Source organism: Halomicrobium mukohataei DSM 12286, from assembly GCF_000023965.1.
Classification (GTDB): Archaea; Halobacteriota; Halobacteria; order Halobacteriales; family Haloarculaceae; genus Halomicrobium; species Halomicrobium mukohataei.
In genome coordinates, this window is the sequence record NC_013202.1 from 848804 (window position 1) to 864065 (window position 15262).

Below are 15262 nucleotides of genomic sequence, written 5' to 3' on the forward strand. Positions count from 1 at the left end.
GATCAGGCGTCGAAGTAGGCCGCAGCGCCGGGATGGAGCTCGATCGACATCCCGTCCTGCGCCGAGTCGACGCCGATGAACTCCGTCTTGATCGTCAGCGCGTCGACGTTGTCGAAGATCGCGGCCGTCACCGTCTCGACCGTCGCTTCGGGCACGTCGGCGTTGGTCGCGATCATCGCCTGGACGGCGACCGTCTCCACGTCTTCGGAGACGCCCGAGTACGTCCCGCCCGGGATGGTGTCGTCCGCGAACCACGACGCCGCGTCCTTGACCGCCGTGCGGTTGTCGCCGTCGATGGGGACGATCGCGACGTCGTTGGTCGTCGCCAGATCCTCGATCGCCCCGACCGGCCAGCCCCCGACGACGAAGGCGGCGTCGATGTCGCCGTTCCGGAGCTGGTCGGCCGCCTGCGAGAACGAGGCGTTTTGCTCCTCGAAGTCGGTGATGCCGACGGCTTCGAGGATCTGGTTGGCGTTGACCTGCGTGCCGCTGCCCAGATCGCCCGTGTTGATCGTCGCTCCCGAGAGGTCAGACAGCTGCGAGATGCCGGTGTCGGAGAGGGTCACGACCGTGATCGTCTCGGGGTACAGCGTCGCGACGCCGCGCAGGTTCTCGACGGCGTTGTCCTGGAACGCGTCGATGCCGGTGCCGTTCTTCGCGAAGTACGCGATGTCGTTTTGGATCAGCGCGAAGTCGGCGTTCCCGTTGGCGAGGCTGCCGACGTTCTCGACGCTGGCCCCCGTCGACTGGACGTTCAGCGTGAAGTCGGTGTTGTCCTCGACGACCGTCTTGAACTCGTTCGAGAGCGGGAAGTATGTGCCGCCGGTCCCACCGGCGTGCCACGAGAGGCGGGTGTCGGCCTGGCCGTCGCCGCCGTCAGAGGATTCGGTGTCGGTGGCCGTCTCGTCGCCGCCGTCCATCCCCGTCTCCGTCGGTGAGTCTTCCGCACCGCCGCCGCCGTCGTCGCCGGCACAGCCGGCGAGTGCGGTAACGCTCACGAGTCCAGTCGCGCGGATGAATCGTCGTCTGGTGTGATCGCCCATAGACCGGCCGTACCACCGGACGACATTTCGTTATGAGACCCGAAACAGCCGGTAAGTCGGCCCTATGCTGGAGCGAGAGGTCGCTGCGATCGTCGGGAACGGGGCCGTCCGTGCCGGTCGGTACCACGCGTCCGACGAAAGCTTATGGTGCTGTAGCGACAAAATCCGCCAGCATCAACGGATGGACACCACGTCCACTAGCTGTTCTAATCGACCATGGAAGACATAGAAGAGAGCGTCTCAGGCTTCAAGCGCCGCGGTGGTTGGGTCAACGTCGTCGAACACGGCGAACGGATCGTACAGGCGCTGCGAGAGTTGGCGACCGACGAACGCGTCGACCAGCCAGTCGACGGCGACGCCCTCGAAGAGTTCGACGAGTGGCGACCGAAGAGCCACGAGCGACTCGACGAGGACGTCAACGAAAAGACCGCCGAACAGGCCCGCGTCGACGAGGGCAAAGGCGAACAGGCGGGGAAAGACCCCGACGACGACCTCCGGACGGCCGGCGAGAAACTCGCAGACTCCTACGAGAACCTCGACGAGCCCGACGAGGCCGTCGAGTCGTGGGGCGAGAGCTTAGACTACGTCGCCCGCGCCGCCGACTCGGCCAGCCGCAAGGCCCTGCGGACGGTCGAAGACACCGTCTACAAGAACGTGATGACCCAGATCGCACCGTACTACTTCGACAACGCGCTCGTGAGCGCGAACCTCCAGCGGGTCAACGGCGACGACCGCCCCGAGTACGTCTTCGAGATCAACGTCAACGACGACGACCTCAAGGAACGAGTCTCCAACCGCCTGGCGGACTTCGACAGCGACGTCGACCGGTGGCACGTCAACACCGAGAAGGAAGTCGAGGCCGCCGCCACGGCGGAGGGCGTAGAGGTGAGCGAGGAAGAGACGGGCGACGAGGAGACGGATGCGAAGACGAACTAAACGCTGCTCTGTCAGCGTTTAATTTCGGGTTCGTATCCGGGAGACGCCAAAACGAAATTTCGCTCGGCTTCCCTCGCTCAGTTCGTTTTGGCGTCGGAGAGGTGAGAGACGAACCGACGCCGTGAGAAACGAGACCAAGTAGCGGAGAATTTCCGGAGAGAGAGAGCGACTGCGGACCCAGATTACGACCACTATTTCTGGAAGAATCGCGGTACCGGATCGCACACCCCAGAATTACTCACGGAGTCGTTTCTCTATAATGAAAACACGAGGGTCTTGAGTGTCTTCTGTAAGTCGTTTTGTATCAGTAGATGAATTTCGTTAATTCGAAGCCGGGCACTTCGGTAACAGTTCCGTACTTCCCGAACGACTGTGTAAAATTATGAAGGACTTATGTGGGATTCTCACAACGTCTCCGACGGAGGTTCGGCCCTTCCCGGTTCGCGGCGGCGACCGTCGGGCTGTCGAGCGCCCGGGGTCGTCCGACACACCACTGGCATGGGACGCGTGGGGTTGGGGCCAAACGACTGCCTCCGAGAGTGACAACCATGGACAATTCACGCAGAGAGTTCATTCGTGCGGTATCGAGTACGTTCGTCCTCGCGGCTGGCGCTGGCACGACCGTGGCCGCGACGGACTGTGGCAACGTTGCCGAGTGGGACCCGGACGCGACCTACAACGGCGGCGATCAGGTGACCTACGAGGGGTCCCTGTGGACCGCCGAGTGGTGGACTCGGGGCTCCGCCCCCGAAGAGAGTAAAGCCGTCTGGACGCTCGAAGGGTCCTGTGGCGGCGACGGCGGGACGGGCAACGAGGGACCGACGGCGTCGGTCAGCGCGTCCGCGACCACGGTCGAGCCCGGAACGACCGTCGACCTCGACGGATCGGGATCGTCCGACGCCGACGGGTCGATCGCCAGCTACGAGTGGGAGTTGGGCGACGGGACGACGGCGACCGGGGCGACGACGAGTCACAGCTACGACTCGACCGGGGACTACACCGTCACGCTCACCGTCACCGACGACGGCGGAGCCACCGACAGCGCGACGACGGGGATCTCTGTCAGCTCCTCGTCGGGCGGCAACAGTGACGCCATCTTCTCCCCGTATCTCGGCACGTGGGGCGACATCCTCGGCGACACGCGGAACGCGAGCACCGACCGCGTCGTCCTCTCGTTCGTCGGCGACGGCACCGACGACGGGACGGTCACTCCCGCGTGGCTCACCGCGGACGGCGACCGGCCGCTCTCGGACCACGCCGACAAGATCAGCACGCTGCAAGACGAGGGCTACGACGTGTGGGTCGCCATGGGCGGCTGGGACGGCCGGATCGTCGCCAGGGACGCGAGCAGCGTCTCGGAGGTCAAAAGCGCCTACGAGACCGTCATCGACACGCTCGGCGTGACTCACATCGACATCGACGACGAGAACTACGACGAGCCCGGTCGTGACGGCACCTACTACGAGATGCGCAACGAGGCGCTCGCACAGATCCAGTCCGAGCGGCCGGACGTGAAAGTCACGTACACGGTGGCCGCCAGGCCCTCCGGGATCGTCAACGCCGACCACTGTCCCGGGAAAGACATGATCACCGACGCGCTGGAGAAGGGCGTCGAGCTGGAGTACATCAACATCATGACGATGGACTGGACCGACGTGGACACGACCCCCGAACGGGTCAAATCGGCCGTCGAGGGCACCGTCGACTGGATGAGCAACGTCTATCCCGACAAGAGCGAGGCACAGCGGCGCGCGAAGCTCGGGTTCCTCCCCAACGTCAACGAGTCCGAGTGGTCGGTCAGCGACACCCAGAACGTCGCCGACTACGCGAAACAGCAGGGGATCGGAAACGTCAGCATGTGGGCGCTGCACCGAGACACCAGCGACTACGGCCACTCCGACGCCCTCTACCCCGTCGAGAGCGGGAGCAACTGAAGCCGTCTCCCGCCAGCCGACAGCCTAATAGGGAGGCCGGCAAAATCCGGTGACAGATGGTCGCTGGGAGTACGCTCGGAACGCTCGTGATCGCCGCCGCAGCGAGTCTGTTCATGGCCTGGGCGATCGGCGCGGGATCGTCCGGCTCGACGCCGTTCGCACCGGCGGTCGGGGCCAACGCCATCTCGGTGATGCGCGCGGGCTTTTTCGTCGGGATTCTGGGTCTGCTCGGAGCGGTGTTACAGGGGGCCAACGTCACAGAGACGGTCGGGAGCGGGCTCGTCCTCTTTCCCGACGGTGGCGGCCTCTCGGCGATCGCGGCGACGATCGCGCTGCTGACTGCGGCAGTGCTGGTCGCGACCGGCGTCTTCACCGGCTATCCGATCGCGACAGCATTTACCGTCACGGGTGCGGTCGTCGGCGTCGGGCTGGCGATGGGGGGCCAGCCCGCGTGGCCGAAGTACCAGCAGATCGTCGCTCTCTGGGTCGGCACACCGTTCGTCGGCAGCGGCGTCGCCTACGCCACGGCCCGCTTGCTCCGCACAGAGAACGTCCGCGAGCGTCTCTCGATCGGTGGGCTGGCCGGACTGGTCGGCGTGTTACTGGCGAACGTCGAGTTCACGGGCCTCGGACCCGACGGCGGCCCGGGTGCCCTCTCGGTCGCACTCGCACGCACGTTCGAGGGCGGAACCGGCGGCCGGGCGCTGGTCTCGCTCGTGCTCGGACTCCTGGTCGCCACGCTGGTGTGGTACGACATCCGCGAACACGGCGAGCGAGCACAGCGGCGATTCCTGCTGGTGATGGGCGGGCTCGTCGCCTTCTCGGCCGGCGGCAGTCAGGTCGGGCTGGCGATCGGACCGCTGTTGCCGCTGCTCGATACGTTCACCGTCCCGATCGTCGCGGTGCTGCTTGGCGGCGGGATCGGCCTGCTCGCGGGCTCCTGGACCGGCGCACCCCGGATGATCAAGGCCCTCTCGCAGGACTACTCCTCGCTGGGGCCGCGCCGATCGATCGCGGCGCTGATCCCCTCGTTCATGATCGCACAGACGGCCGTGTTCTTCGGGCTCCCAGTCTCGTTCAACGAGATCATCGTCTTCTCGATCATCGGGAGCGGCGCGGCCGCTGGCGGCGGGTCGGTCAGCGGCGAGAAGATGGGCAAGACGGTGCTGGCGTGGGTCGCCTCGCTGGGACTGGCGCTCGGCCTCGGCTACGGCGTCTTCAGCGCCGTAGCCATCCTGTAGCCCACGTCGACGGCGAAACGGCGGTCTCGGACCGATCTCGCCAACTTATCTCGGTACCCGGGTGTGCGGAACGATCGGCGTCGCATCGCGTTCCGTCGCGCCAGCCGAGCCGTCGGAAGAACAGTCACTGTCGCTCACATCGTCGTCTACCGCTCGCGTTCGCGTGCCAATCGGGACAGTATCGTCGCACTGGTCTGGGGAGTGAATTGCCATACCAACCAAACGGTTGTCGACTGTATATATGATTCTTCGGCCATATAGCAACATATTCCTTATTTCTGCTAGAACACGTCCAGAGACACACCACAGCAACTCAGATATGACATCTTTTCGACCGCAGGTCTGAGACAGCACCTCGACCAGTACCGAAAGCGTCGGTCCGAGGGCGTCCGGGGACACAGAGACGGTTGTAGACGGCTCCAGTCGACCGCACGCCGACCACACTGTGTGGGGGTGTTCGAGAGCCTCTCGTCACCGGTCGAATCGGCGATTTCTGGACGACCAGAGTCGAGCGGCGACGTACAGTCGATCTGGTGAGTGTCGACACCGTCGCGTATCACTCGGTCGGCGTTTGTGTGGACGTGTCGCCATCGCTCTCGGTCTCGCCGTTCTCGCCGTCTTCGGGCTCGATACGCGACAGTCGCGCCTTCATGATGCGGGTGTTCTCGACCCGCTCGACGACGATCTCGACGCTGTCGAACTCGATGCGTTCGCCCTCCTCGACGAGGCGGCCCGCGCGGTTGAAGATGAAGCCGGCGATGGTCTCGAACTCCTCGCCCTCGGGCAGTTCGAGGTCCATCGCCTCGTTGACCTCCTCGATGTTGACCTCGCCTTTGACGACGACCTCGCCGTCGCCGACGAACTCGATCGGCTCTTCTTCCTCGCCTTCGAGGATCTCGCCGACGATCTCCTCGGTGAGGTCCTCCATCGTCACCAGTCCCTCGGTGGTGCCGAACTCGTCGATGACGATGACCATGTGGAGCCGTTCGCGGCGCATCTCCGTCAGGAGGTCGTCGACGTTTTTCGACTCGGGAACGTGCAGCGTCGGTTCGATGAGGTCCGCGAGTGCGGTCTCTGCGTCGCTGTAGTCCCGATCCCGGACCAGGTCCCGCAGGTGTGCGATGCCGATGACGTTGTCGAGACTCCCCTCGTACACCGGCACGCGGGCGTGGCCGCTCTGGACGCACTGCTGGATCGCCTCCTCGACGGAGGCGTCCTTCGAGATGGCCTCCATGTCCAGTCGCGGCGTCATCACTTCCTTGGCGATCGTGTTGTTGAACCGCAGCGTCCGCTGGAGCATCTCGCGTTCCTCCTCGTCGAGGACGCCCTCGCGCTCGCCGGTCTCGATGATGTCCTGGATCTCCTCGCGAGTGACGTACGAGGTCTCGATGGCCGAGCGGCCGCCGGTGACCTTGTTGACGATTCGAGTGAGATAGTCGAACAGGACGATCAGGGGCAACAGGACCTTCTCGGAGAACTTCAGCGGCTTGGCGATCCGCAGGGCCCACGACTCCGTGTTCTCGACGGCGTAGCTCTTGGGCGCGCTCTCGCCGAACAGCAGGACGATCGCGGTGATCCCGAACGTCGAGAGCGCGACCGCGAGGCCCTGCTGGCCGCTCCCGAGGTAGTACGTCAACAGCCCCGTCGCGATCGAGGACATCGCGATGTTGACGAGGTTGTTCCCCACCAGAATCGTCACCAGCAGCCGGTGTGGGTCCTCTTTGAGCCCTTTGAGGGTCTTCGACCCGGGGACGGCGTCCTCGACGAGGGCCTCGACGCGGTGGCTGGGCAGCGAGAACATGGCGATCTCCGACGAGGAGAAAAACGCCGACAGCCCGATCAAGAGGAGAATGATCCCCGCACCGATCCCGAGAAACACGTTCTCGGGCAGTTGGACGGGACCGTAGATGTCGACCTGTAGTGGCAAGGCTACCAGTGAATCGACTCCGACAGGGGGGTCAAGAGCCATCAACGTCTGAGTTTGCAGAGGGTGTGAATTAAACGTTGCCATGGGGTACCCCGCCGACGCGACACGGAATGCACACACCCGACAGAATTACCGGTCGCTCGCTCCTACGGGCGGGTGTATGAGCGACACCGCCATCACACTCTATCGGCTCCAGGCCTGCCCGTTCTGTGAGCGGGTCGTCCGTCGGCTCCAGGAGTACGGCCTCGACTACGAGTCACGGTTCGTCGAACCGCTGCACTCCGAGCGCGACGCCGTCAAGCGCCTGTGTGGAAAGCGAACCGTCCCGGCGATCGTCGACGAGCAGACGGGCGTGACGATGGCAGAGAGCGCGAACATCGTCGACTACCTCGATCGAACCTACGGCGAGGGAGGGGACGACTGATGGAGCTCGATTTCGACGTGGTCGATCTCGGTCCCGCAGACCACCCCGAGGTAGGCGAGCGAGCCCCCGACTTCACCCGTCCGCTGGTCACCGACGAGTACTGGGCGGACGTGTCCCTGTCCGAGCTGGTCGCCGAGGACGACGATCCGACGGTGCTGGTCTGTCACTCCATGGACGGGGCCTTCCCGGCGACGTACGCCTGGAACGAGATCCGCGAGCGCGAGTGGCACGCCGACGCCACCGTCGTCGGCCTGTCGATCTCGACGCCGTACGCCCACAAGCGCCTGCTCGACGAGCGAGAGCTGGGCGACGACTACCGGCTGTACTCCGATCCCGCCAACGGCGTCGCCGAGGCGTACGGCATCGTCAACGATCTCGACGGGATGAGCGGCGTGGCCGAGCCCCGGCCGGCCGTGTTCGTCCTCGATAGCGACCGGACGATCGAGTACGCCTGGGTCGCCACGGAGTGGCCCGACTTCCCGGACTACGACGCGGTCGAGGCGGTCATCCGATAGCGGTTCCAGCACGCTTTTTCGCGGCCCGGCCCACGTTCGGGTGATGAGTGATCTCGACCGCGCGGCCGACGCGATCGACGACGGTGAGCTGGTGATCTACCCCACCGAGACAGTGTACGGGCTGGCCGGCGACGCGCTCGACCCCGATGCCGTCCAGCGCGTGTTCGACGTGAAGGGCCGAGACCGCTCGAAGCCGGTCTCGCTCGCGGTGCCAAGCGTCGACGCGGCGACCGACTACACCGAACCCAGCGAGCGCGAACTGGCGTTCATGCGGGCCTTCCTCCCGGGCCCGGTGACGGTGCTGGCCAGGCGGCGGCCGTCGGTGCCCGACGTGCTGACCGCCGGGCGTGACCGCGTGGGCATTCGCGTGCCCGACCACGAGCTGGCGCTGGCGCTGCTGGAGCGAGTCGCGCCGATCACGTCGACCAGCGCCAACGTCAGCGGGGAGCAAAGCGCCCGGACGGTCGACGAGATCGGCGAGTCCGTCAGAGAGGGCACAGCAGTGGTCCTCGACGGCGGCCGGACGCCCGGCACGGAGTCGACGGTGGTCGACGTGGCCGCCGACGAGATCGTCCGCGAAGGGGCCGACTGCGAAGCGATCCGGGAGTGGCTGGCCGAGCACTGAGTGGCGCGCCGTCCGTTGCGTCCCGCTCGACCGGCGTCGTGTCTGCCGACGCCGGCTCCTACGAGAGCATGCTCGCAAGCGAGCGGGTCGTCGTGCCACACGTCTCGCGGTACTCGCAGGGGGCACACTTCGCGTCGCTGTCGACACGCGAGGGCGGGCCGTCGATCGTCTCGGCCGTCCTGACGGCCTTCCTGTAGGCCGCTTTCCGCCTGACCGTCAGGTCGATCTCGCGGACGACGCCGTAGGCCGGATACTCGGCGACGGCCCGCTCGACCGTCGTCTCGTGCTCCCAGGCGAGGGCCTTGGCCGCGGCCACGAGCCGGACGGTCTGGGGCTCCCAGACGCCTTCGTCGGGCGGCTCACCGGCGAAGACGAGCGACGGGACGAGCGGCGCTTCGAGCACCTTGTGAGCGATCCCGCGACACTCCCGGCCGGTCAGGAGGGCGTCGCGTCGCGGCGGGTCGACGAGCGCGTCCCAGTAGTCGAGCCGCCGTGCGAGCCGCCCGAGCCGCTCGCGGTAGGTGCCGGGCGAGACCTCGATGGGAGCGGCGAGCAGCGCCGCGTCGACCGACCGGAGAGTGTCGTACTCGAAGGCCAGCCGTCGCACGTCGTCGACGCCGTCGGGGATCGTGGGCTCGCCGTCGCGCCGTCGGTAGTAGAGCTTTCGCGGACAGTACGCCGCCGTCGCCAGGTCACGGAAGGTGTGCACGGACGCCCCTGGCCCCGTCACGGGTCATAAACGTGTGGCGCTTCCCGCTCGCGAGCAACACTTATCCCCGACAGTTCGAAACGAAGGGACATGCCCGACGGCCATCTCGTTCTCGTCTTCGACGACGGCTACGCGGCGGACTACGAACAGCTCTTGCCCGTGTTGCGCGCTCACGGCGCGCCCGCGGCGGTGGCGGTCGTGCCCGAGTGGCTGGGCGACGACGACCACCTCACGGTCGATCAGCTCGCTGCGCTGGCCGAGGCCGACTGTGAGATCTGCTCGCACGGGAGCCGCCACCGCTACCTCCAGGCCCACCACCTCGCGGCCGACGTGACCCCGGGCGAGGAGCGGGTCACCGTCGCCGCCGGCCACGTGTTTCCGGGGGAAGAACACGGCGTGCTCGCTGGCGATCGCTACGAGGTGACCGACGGCGACCGGACGACGACAGTGACGCTGGGGGAGCCACTCGCCGTCGGCGAAGAGACGGTCACCCTCGGCATCGAGCGCGAGATCGACGCCGCGTTCGACGGCGAGGAGGCGGTCCTGCGCCCGACAGAAGCGACGCTCAGAGACGAGATCGCCGGCGTTCGCTCGGCGTTCGATCGACTGGGCTACGATCCCGACGCCTTCGTCTTCCCGTACGACGCGGCCGACCCGCGAGCGTGGGCGCTGGCCGCCGAGACCTACGACGTGCTCCCCAACGCCGCCGTACGCTCACTGCCCAATCGGCCGGACACCGCACCGACGAGCTACCAGCGGTGCTACCTCGAACGGAGTCACCTCCGGCGAGCAGAGATCGAGACGTACCTCGACAGCGTCGCGACCCAGGGCGGACTGGGCATCCTGGCGGGCCACTCCGCCTGGGAGACGGTCCCGCCCGAGCGGGTCGCGTTCGTCATCGAGGCCGCGCGCCAGCGCGGGATCGAGGTGACGACCTTCTCCGGGCTCTAGAGCATCTCCGCGGCCTCTTCGACGCCGAGGTCGCCCCGGTCGAGCGCGGCCAGGATGTCGAGTGTCGCCTGGTCGGGGCCGTCTTCGCCGCCGATCTCGGCCAGCGTGACCTTCTCGCTGTGGCCCACGAACTCCTCGAAGTCGGTGCCCTCCGCGAGCGCCGTCTCCTTCTTGACGCGGTAGTTGCCGCCGTCGGTGGTGTAGAGGTCGCCGGGGTGGAAGAAAAACCAGTCCTCGCGGTCGAATCGCACGCCGATCCGGGGCTTCGCGCCGAAGTTCCGGGCGAAAAAGAGCAGCGCCTCGACCTCCTCGCCGTCGAGGTAGATCGGGTCGCCCGCGCTCGACTTCGCTTCGACGGCGTAGAACCGCTCGCCGTCGCCGGCCAGCACGTCCGGTAGTTCCCGTTCGGTCGCCGAGCCACTGGCCGGCGCGCGCATCACCGCGAAGCCCGCCTCGTCCAAGGCGTTGACGAGTTCGCGCTCGCGGCGGTCCCCTTTGGCGTTCGAGCCTACCATTACTCGACCGGTCGGTCTCGACGTATTTAAGCGCACGTTCGGCGCGTCGAGTGGAATCGGGAGTCGCATCGTAAGCTGGTAGCATGTAGATATGCTTTCATTCAGGGCGTTGTAGCTGCTTACCGGTGAGCGTCTTCCCCGTAGCGACGCTCGCCGGGGCAGTCCGACAACCGTCCGTATCAGAGTCAACATCCTCGAAAAAAGAAAGCAGGTGATCTTTCCAGCAGGGGCCAGAGACAGAGCTCCAAGCGCGACGATAGGATACTCGAACAGAAGTCATACTGCCGGCTGTCACTGTGTCACGATAGTCGCGACCGCGGGGTCGCAATGTTCTGTACAGACGGACAGCCGGCAGTATCACCTACATCATGGCCTCGTAGAAGATGCTCAGCGCCAGCACGAAGCCACCAGCTAGTCCGATACCAATCGCGGCAAAATCGTTCCCTGGGATCCCACTAGCTATAATCGCCAGAAAGAGACTCACCGCGATTCCGAGTTTTGTATCGTCTTTCATATCTGCATTTTAACATCTTAGATTTATAAATTGCACTTATTATAGACAATCATATGGTTGTTTCTTTCAATTTATACTGTGTTCTATCTGTCAGACTGAATATTCAATAGAGGTAGGATTTTGTCTGAGTCTCGATCCTGTAAGCTTCGAGTAGAACCGCATGTACGCTCCACGACGACGGTTAATTTCACGCGAGTTCGGGAGCGACAGTTTCTTGCCCCCTGACTGGATAGTCAGTCAACAATGACCACTGACGACGAGATCATGGAGGCCACGTTTGCGGCTCTGTGCAAGCACGGCTATGCGGATCTGACGATGCAGTCGATCGCCGACGAGTTCGAGAAGAGCAAGTCGCTGCTGCACTACCACTACGACTCGAAAGAGGACCTGATCGTCTCGTTCATGGAGCATCTCCTGGAGAACTTTCTGGAGGAGTTCGACGAGGACAGCGACGCAGAGCCCATGGACCAGCTGCTTCGCATGACCGAGATCGTCGTCGAGGGAGACGACAGCGAGGGCCCCGACGACGTGCACATGGCGCTGCTGGGGCTGCGCGCACAGGCACCCTACGACGAGGCGCTGCGCGCCCAGCAGGTCCGCAACGACTGTCATATCCGCGAGCTGATCGCCGACATCGTCCGGGACGGCATCGAGCAGGGCCAGTTCCGCGACGACGTGGATCCCGAGCGGTTCGCCGCGGCGTTCCGGTCCGCGATCGAGGGAGCCCAGTCACACGACGTGATCCTCGGCGCGGACGCGCCGACCGAGACGGCGCTGGCGGGCATCGAGGAGTACCTTCTCCGGGGACTTCTGGCGGACGGTGAGACCCTGGAGGGACGGACCGCGTGAGCGAGACGGCAGACCGGGACCTCACAGAGGGATCACTGCTCGGGCCGCTGGTGGCGCTGGCCGCACCGATCGTCTTCACCCAGCTGTTGCAGGTCCCGTACAACCTCGTCGATACCTTCTGGGTCGAGCGCACGGCGCTCACCGATCGTACGCGTGGGCTTCCAGCGTCGCCAGCTCGACGGTGTCCAGGACGGCCTCGTTGGTCGCGTCGAGCACCACCGGCGGTACCGTCGTCTCGGGGAGTTGCTCGCGGCGCGTCGCCCGGAGGGCCTCGACCCACCGCCCCAGACAGAGACACCAGCGATCGCCGGGTTCCAGACCGGGAAAGTCCAGTTGCGGTCGCGGTGTCAGCAGGTCGTTGCCCCGCCGTTTGCTGAACTGGAGGAACTCGTCGGTCATCACCGCACACAGTTCGTGGCGGCCGCGATCCTGCGGATGCTCGCCACAGCAGCCGTCCCGCTCGAAGCCAGTCTCCGGGTCGGTGCTGCACGGTTCGAGTGGCTCGCCCAGCACGTTCGTCTCGCTCATACCGATAGATGGGCGAGTAGTGGGTTATGTCTGGCGAGAGACGGACTCGCCTGGCACCGCGACGAACCGGAGTCGTCGGTAGTCCGCGGTCCAGGTCTCGGTGTCGGGGTCGTACTGCTCGGGACGGAGCCGATCCTCGACGGCCGCGACGACGGCGGCTCGCTCGGCGTCCGAGAGCGGTGCGAACAGCGAATCGCCGAACACGGCCAGCCACTCCCGCAGGCCGTCCGGGCCGTCGAGGTCGGTCGGCCGGTCGAACACCGTCGCCGACCGCACCGCGAAGCCGTGGCGCTCCAGCAGCGTCGCGTGCTCGCCGATCGTCGGGAAGTACCAGGGGTCGGCGGCGTCGTACCCCCGGTCGCGGAGTTCCGTCCGGACCGCCGCGACGATGGCGGCGACGTTCCCGCTCGCGCCCAGTTCCGCGACGTAGCGACCGTTGGGGGCCAGCGCCGCGGCGACGCGTTCGGAGACGGCGTCCTGGTCGTCGATCCAGTGCAGCGCGGCGTTCGAAAACACCGCGTCGAATCGCTCGTCCGTCTCGAACGCCGTGGCGTCGACGCAGTCGAACCGCAGGTCGGGGTATGCCGCGCGTGCCTGCCGGATCATCTCGCTCGACGCGTCGATCCCCAGTACGTCGCCCGCACTGCCGACCGCGTCGGCGACGGTCGCCGTGAGGTGACCCGTTCCACAGCCCAGATCGAGGATGCGCTCGCCGGGTCGCGGGTCGAGCAGGTCGACGACGCTGTCGCCGTAGTCGGTCACGAAGCCGGCTGCGTCGTCGTATCGTCCACCGTCCCACTCGTTGTCTGTCATAGATTCGCTTCGTCCGGCCCCGTACAAACGGTGTCGGTACCGGCCGGAAGCAGAACGCATACGGGGCCGGGCGGCCATCGTCCGGGCATGAGCGAGTTCGCCGACGACGTGCAGGCAGTGTTCGAATCGACAGGGGCAGACGAAGCGACCGCGGCGACAGCCGCCGAGAAGCTCGCGGCCTTCCGCGAGGAGTACGACGAGGAACTGACCGCCGACGCCGTCGAGCAGCAGTTCGCCGACGCGCCCGACGAGGCGTTCGTCCACGCCTACGACTGGCTGGTGGGCCACCTCGCGGCCGCGAACGACGACTGCACCGACTCCCGGGAGTACCGGCTCGAAGGGTTCGACAGCTTCGCGGCGGACCCCGAGGTCGGCGCGTGAGCGTCGTCCTGCGATGAGTGAGGGCGGCACCTACACCCTCCTAATCGAGCGGACCGAGGACGGCACACTCGAAGTGGGCGCGCTCGGTTCGCTGTCGTTCCCGTCGGGATGGTACGCCTACACCGGGAGCGCGCTGGGCAGCGGCGGCTTCAGCCGCGTCGACCGTCACGAACGCGTCGCGGCGGGCGACCACGACGTGCGCCACTGGCACGTCGACTACCTGCTGGGCGCGCCCGGGACCCAGCTCGATCACGTCGTCTGCTCGGCGGGCGTCGACATCGAGTGTGCGGTCGCCGACGCCGTCGCCGGCAGCCGCGTCCGCGAGTTCGGGAGCTCCGACTGCGACTGTGAGTCCCACCTCGCCTTCCACCCCGACCGGACGACGCTTCTGGACGCCGTCGATCGAGCACACCGGGCGAACCGGTAGCGTCGGCCGGTCATACTGCCGGCTGTCCGTCTGTACAGACCGTGGTCGCGAATATCGTGAAACGGTGACGCCGGCAGTATCAGGAACTGTTCCCGTCGGTCTCGGCGTCGGCGAGCGCCGCGTCCCGCAGTTCGCGTTCGGCGTCGGTCTCGGCCGTGAGTTCGGGGACACCGGTCGGCTCGCCGTCGTCGAGCGCGACGAAGACGAAGTGGCCTTCGGTCGTGACCTCCGTCTCGCCGGTCGTCGGATTCTCTCGTTCGGCGCGCACGCGGACGCGGACGCTCGTCCGTCCGGAGTCGTAGACGTACGCCTCCGTGAGCGCGGTGTCGCCGACGGGGATCGGGCGACGGAAGTTCAGTCCGTCCATCCGGGCGGTCACGCAGGGGTGGCCGGCAAAGCGCATCGCCGACATCGCGCCGATCTCGTCGAGCCACTTCATCACGATCCCACCGTGTGCGGTGTCGTAGTTGTTGGCGTGGTTGGGCTGGACGCGGTAGCGGTTCGTCAGATGGGTCGAAGCCAGCGTCGGCATGCGAGGCGCTTCGAGAGAAGCGGGGAAAAAGGCGCGGCTGTCGACTGTGTGTTGGCCGACAGCTTCGCCGCCCGTAGCGGCGAAGCGCTCCGCGAGGCGACGGTCGGCAGTGTCAGACCGCGACGCGCTCGACGCCGGGCTCGATCTCCTCGGTCTCGTAGTCGGACTCGCTCTCGCCCCGGCGCTGGCGGAGCCAGCGTGCGGCCAGCCCGATCGTCACGACAGCGGCGACGAGCCCGAGGAGCCACAGCGCTGAATTGCCGCCCGCGTCCGCCGTCGCCGAGTCGGCGACCGGTTCGTCCGGCTCGCTCGCGGGTTCGGCGTCGGTGGTCTCGTCTCCCAGGGGGTCCGCGACGTTGATCTCGAACAGGGTGACGTTGTCGAATGCCATACGAGAA

Annotated in this window: 19 protein-coding genes; 10 read left to right on the plus strand and 9 right to left on the minus strand. The window is 66.2% G+C overall.

What is annotated here, in order from left to right:
• Nucleotides 1–2 precede the first annotated feature (2 nt).
• Nucleotides 3–1043, minus strand: a complete 1041-nt coding sequence (locus HMUK_RS04185; RefSeq protein WP_015761858.1) for a TAXI family TRAP transporter solute-binding subunit — start codon at nt 1041–1043, stop codon at nt 3–5.
• Between the two features lie 216 nt (nt 1044–1259).
• Here HMUK_RS04185 and HMUK_RS04190 point away from each other — a divergent pair, with 216 nt between their 5' ends.
• From HMUK_RS04190 to HMUK_RS04200, 3 genes are all read left to right on the plus strand, one after another.
• Complete coding sequence (locus HMUK_RS04190; protein WP_015761859.1) at nt 1260–1979, plus strand: DUF5828 family protein; 720 nt, start codon at nt 1260–1262, stop codon at nt 1977–1979.
• Nucleotides 1980–2527: 548 nt separating this feature from the next.
• Nucleotides 2528–3913, plus strand: coding sequence for a PKD domain-containing protein (locus tag HMUK_RS04195; RefSeq protein ID WP_015761860.1), 1386 nt, complete (start codon nt 2528–2530; stop codon nt 3911–3913).
• Between the two features lie 56 nt (nt 3914–3969).
• Complete coding sequence (locus HMUK_RS04200; RefSeq protein WP_015761861.1) at nt 3970–5154, plus strand: inorganic phosphate transporter; 1185 nt, start codon at nt 3970–3972, stop codon at nt 5152–5154.
• 556 nt (nt 5155–5710) lie between these two features.
• Here HMUK_RS04200 and HMUK_RS04205 read toward each other — a convergent pair.
• On the minus strand, nt 5711–7123 hold the full coding sequence (locus tag HMUK_RS04205) for a hemolysin family protein (protein WP_015761862.1): 1413 nt from the start codon (nt 7121–7123) through the stop codon (nt 5711–5713).
• 118 nt (nt 7124–7241) lie between these two features.
• Between HMUK_RS04205 and HMUK_RS04210 the strand changes: the two genes are divergently transcribed.
• Genes HMUK_RS04210 through HMUK_RS04220 form a run of 3 tightly spaced genes read left to right on the plus strand, consistent with a single transcriptional unit; the run spans nt 7242 to nt 8645 of the window.
• Nucleotides 7242–7505, plus strand: coding sequence for a glutathione S-transferase N-terminal domain-containing protein (locus HMUK_RS04210; RefSeq protein WP_015761863.1), 264 nt, complete (start codon nt 7242–7244; stop codon nt 7503–7505).
• Nucleotides 7505–8020 (plus strand): redoxin domain-containing protein, encoded by a 516-nt coding sequence (locus tag HMUK_RS04215; protein ID WP_015761864.1) that lies wholly within the window; start codon nt 7505–7507, stop codon nt 8018–8020. The genes HMUK_RS04210 and HMUK_RS04215 overlap by 1 nt, the downstream gene beginning before the upstream one ends.
• Before the next feature lie 43 nt (nt 8021–8063).
• Nucleotides 8064–8645 (plus strand): L-threonylcarbamoyladenylate synthase, encoded by a 582-nt coding sequence (locus HMUK_RS04220; RefSeq protein ID WP_015761865.1) that lies wholly within the window; start codon nt 8064–8066, stop codon nt 8643–8645.
• A gap of 58 nt (nt 8646–8703) precedes the next feature.
• On the opposite strand, the gene HMUK_RS04225 is transcribed toward HMUK_RS04220, so the two are convergent.
• Complete coding sequence (locus tag HMUK_RS04225; RefSeq protein WP_015761866.1) at nt 8704–9354, minus strand: CRISPR-associated protein Cas4; 651 nt, start codon at nt 9352–9354, stop codon at nt 8704–8706.
• 90 nt (nt 9355–9444) lie between these two features.
• Here HMUK_RS04225 and HMUK_RS04230 point away from each other — a divergent pair, with 90 nt between their 5' ends.
• Nucleotides 9445–10305 (plus strand): polysaccharide deacetylase family protein, encoded by an 861-nt coding sequence (locus HMUK_RS04230; protein ID WP_015761867.1) that lies wholly within the window; start codon nt 9445–9447, stop codon nt 10303–10305.
• On the opposite strand, the gene hjc is transcribed toward HMUK_RS04230, so the two are convergent.
• Nucleotides 10302–10820, minus strand: a complete 519-nt coding sequence (gene hjc / locus HMUK_RS04235) for a Holliday junction resolvase Hjc (RefSeq protein WP_015761868.1) — start codon at nt 10818–10820, stop codon at nt 10302–10304. The two genes, HMUK_RS04230 and hjc, sit on opposite strands and share 4 nt — an antisense overlap.
• 361 nt (nt 10821–11181) lie before the next feature.
• The gene (locus HMUK_RS17490) at nt 11182–11334 is read right to left on the minus strand and encodes a hypothetical protein (protein WP_015761869.1); all 153 of its coding nucleotides are present in this window, start codon (nt 11332–11334) and stop codon (nt 11182–11184) included.
• Nucleotides 11335–11577: 243 nt separating this feature from the next.
• Between HMUK_RS17490 and HMUK_RS04240 the strand changes: the two genes are divergently transcribed.
• Nucleotides 11578–12183, plus strand: a complete 606-nt coding sequence (locus tag HMUK_RS04240; RefSeq protein ID WP_015761870.1) for a TetR/AcrR family transcriptional regulator — start codon at nt 11578–11580, stop codon at nt 12181–12183.
• Between the two features lie 138 nt (nt 12184–12321).
• On the opposite strand, the gene HMUK_RS04245 is transcribed toward HMUK_RS04240, so the two are convergent.
• Nucleotides 12322–12711 carry a DUF2237 family protein gene (locus HMUK_RS04245; RefSeq protein WP_015761871.1) on the minus strand — a complete coding sequence of 130 codons (390 nt, stop codon included), beginning with the start codon at nt 12709–12711 and terminating at the stop codon, nt 12322–12324.
• A 24-nt stretch (nt 12712–12735) separates the two neighbouring features.
• Nucleotides 12736–13524, minus strand: a complete 789-nt coding sequence (locus HMUK_RS04250; protein WP_015761872.1) for a class I SAM-dependent methyltransferase — start codon at nt 13522–13524, stop codon at nt 12736–12738.
• Between the two features lie 87 nt (nt 13525–13611).
• On the opposite strand from HMUK_RS04250, the gene HMUK_RS04255 reads away from it, so the two are divergent.
• Both HMUK_RS04255 and HMUK_RS04260 read left to right on the plus strand, forming a co-directional pair.
• Entirely contained in the window at nt 13612–13905 is a 294-nt protein-coding gene (locus HMUK_RS04255) for a hypothetical protein (RefSeq protein ID WP_015761873.1), read from the plus strand.
• Nucleotides 13906–13918: 13 nt separating this feature from the next.
• On the plus strand, nt 13919–14332 hold the full coding sequence (locus HMUK_RS04260; RefSeq protein ID WP_015761874.1) for a GIY-YIG nuclease family protein: 414 nt from the start codon (nt 13919–13921) through the stop codon (nt 14330–14332).
• Nucleotides 14333–14411: 79 nt separating this feature from the next.
• On the opposite strand, the gene HMUK_RS04265 is transcribed toward HMUK_RS04260, so the two are convergent.
• Both HMUK_RS04265 and HMUK_RS04270 read right to left on the minus strand, forming a co-directional pair.
• Nucleotides 14412–14864, minus strand: coding sequence for an acyl-CoA thioesterase (locus HMUK_RS04265; protein WP_015761875.1), 453 nt, complete (start codon nt 14862–14864; stop codon nt 14412–14414).
• 112 nt (nt 14865–14976) lie between these two features.
• The gene (locus HMUK_RS04270) at nt 14977–15255 is read right to left on the minus strand and encodes a hypothetical protein (protein ID WP_015761876.1); all 279 of its coding nucleotides are present in this window, start codon (nt 15253–15255) and stop codon (nt 14977–14979) included.
• Between the last annotated feature and the right edge of the window lie 7 nt (nt 15256–15262).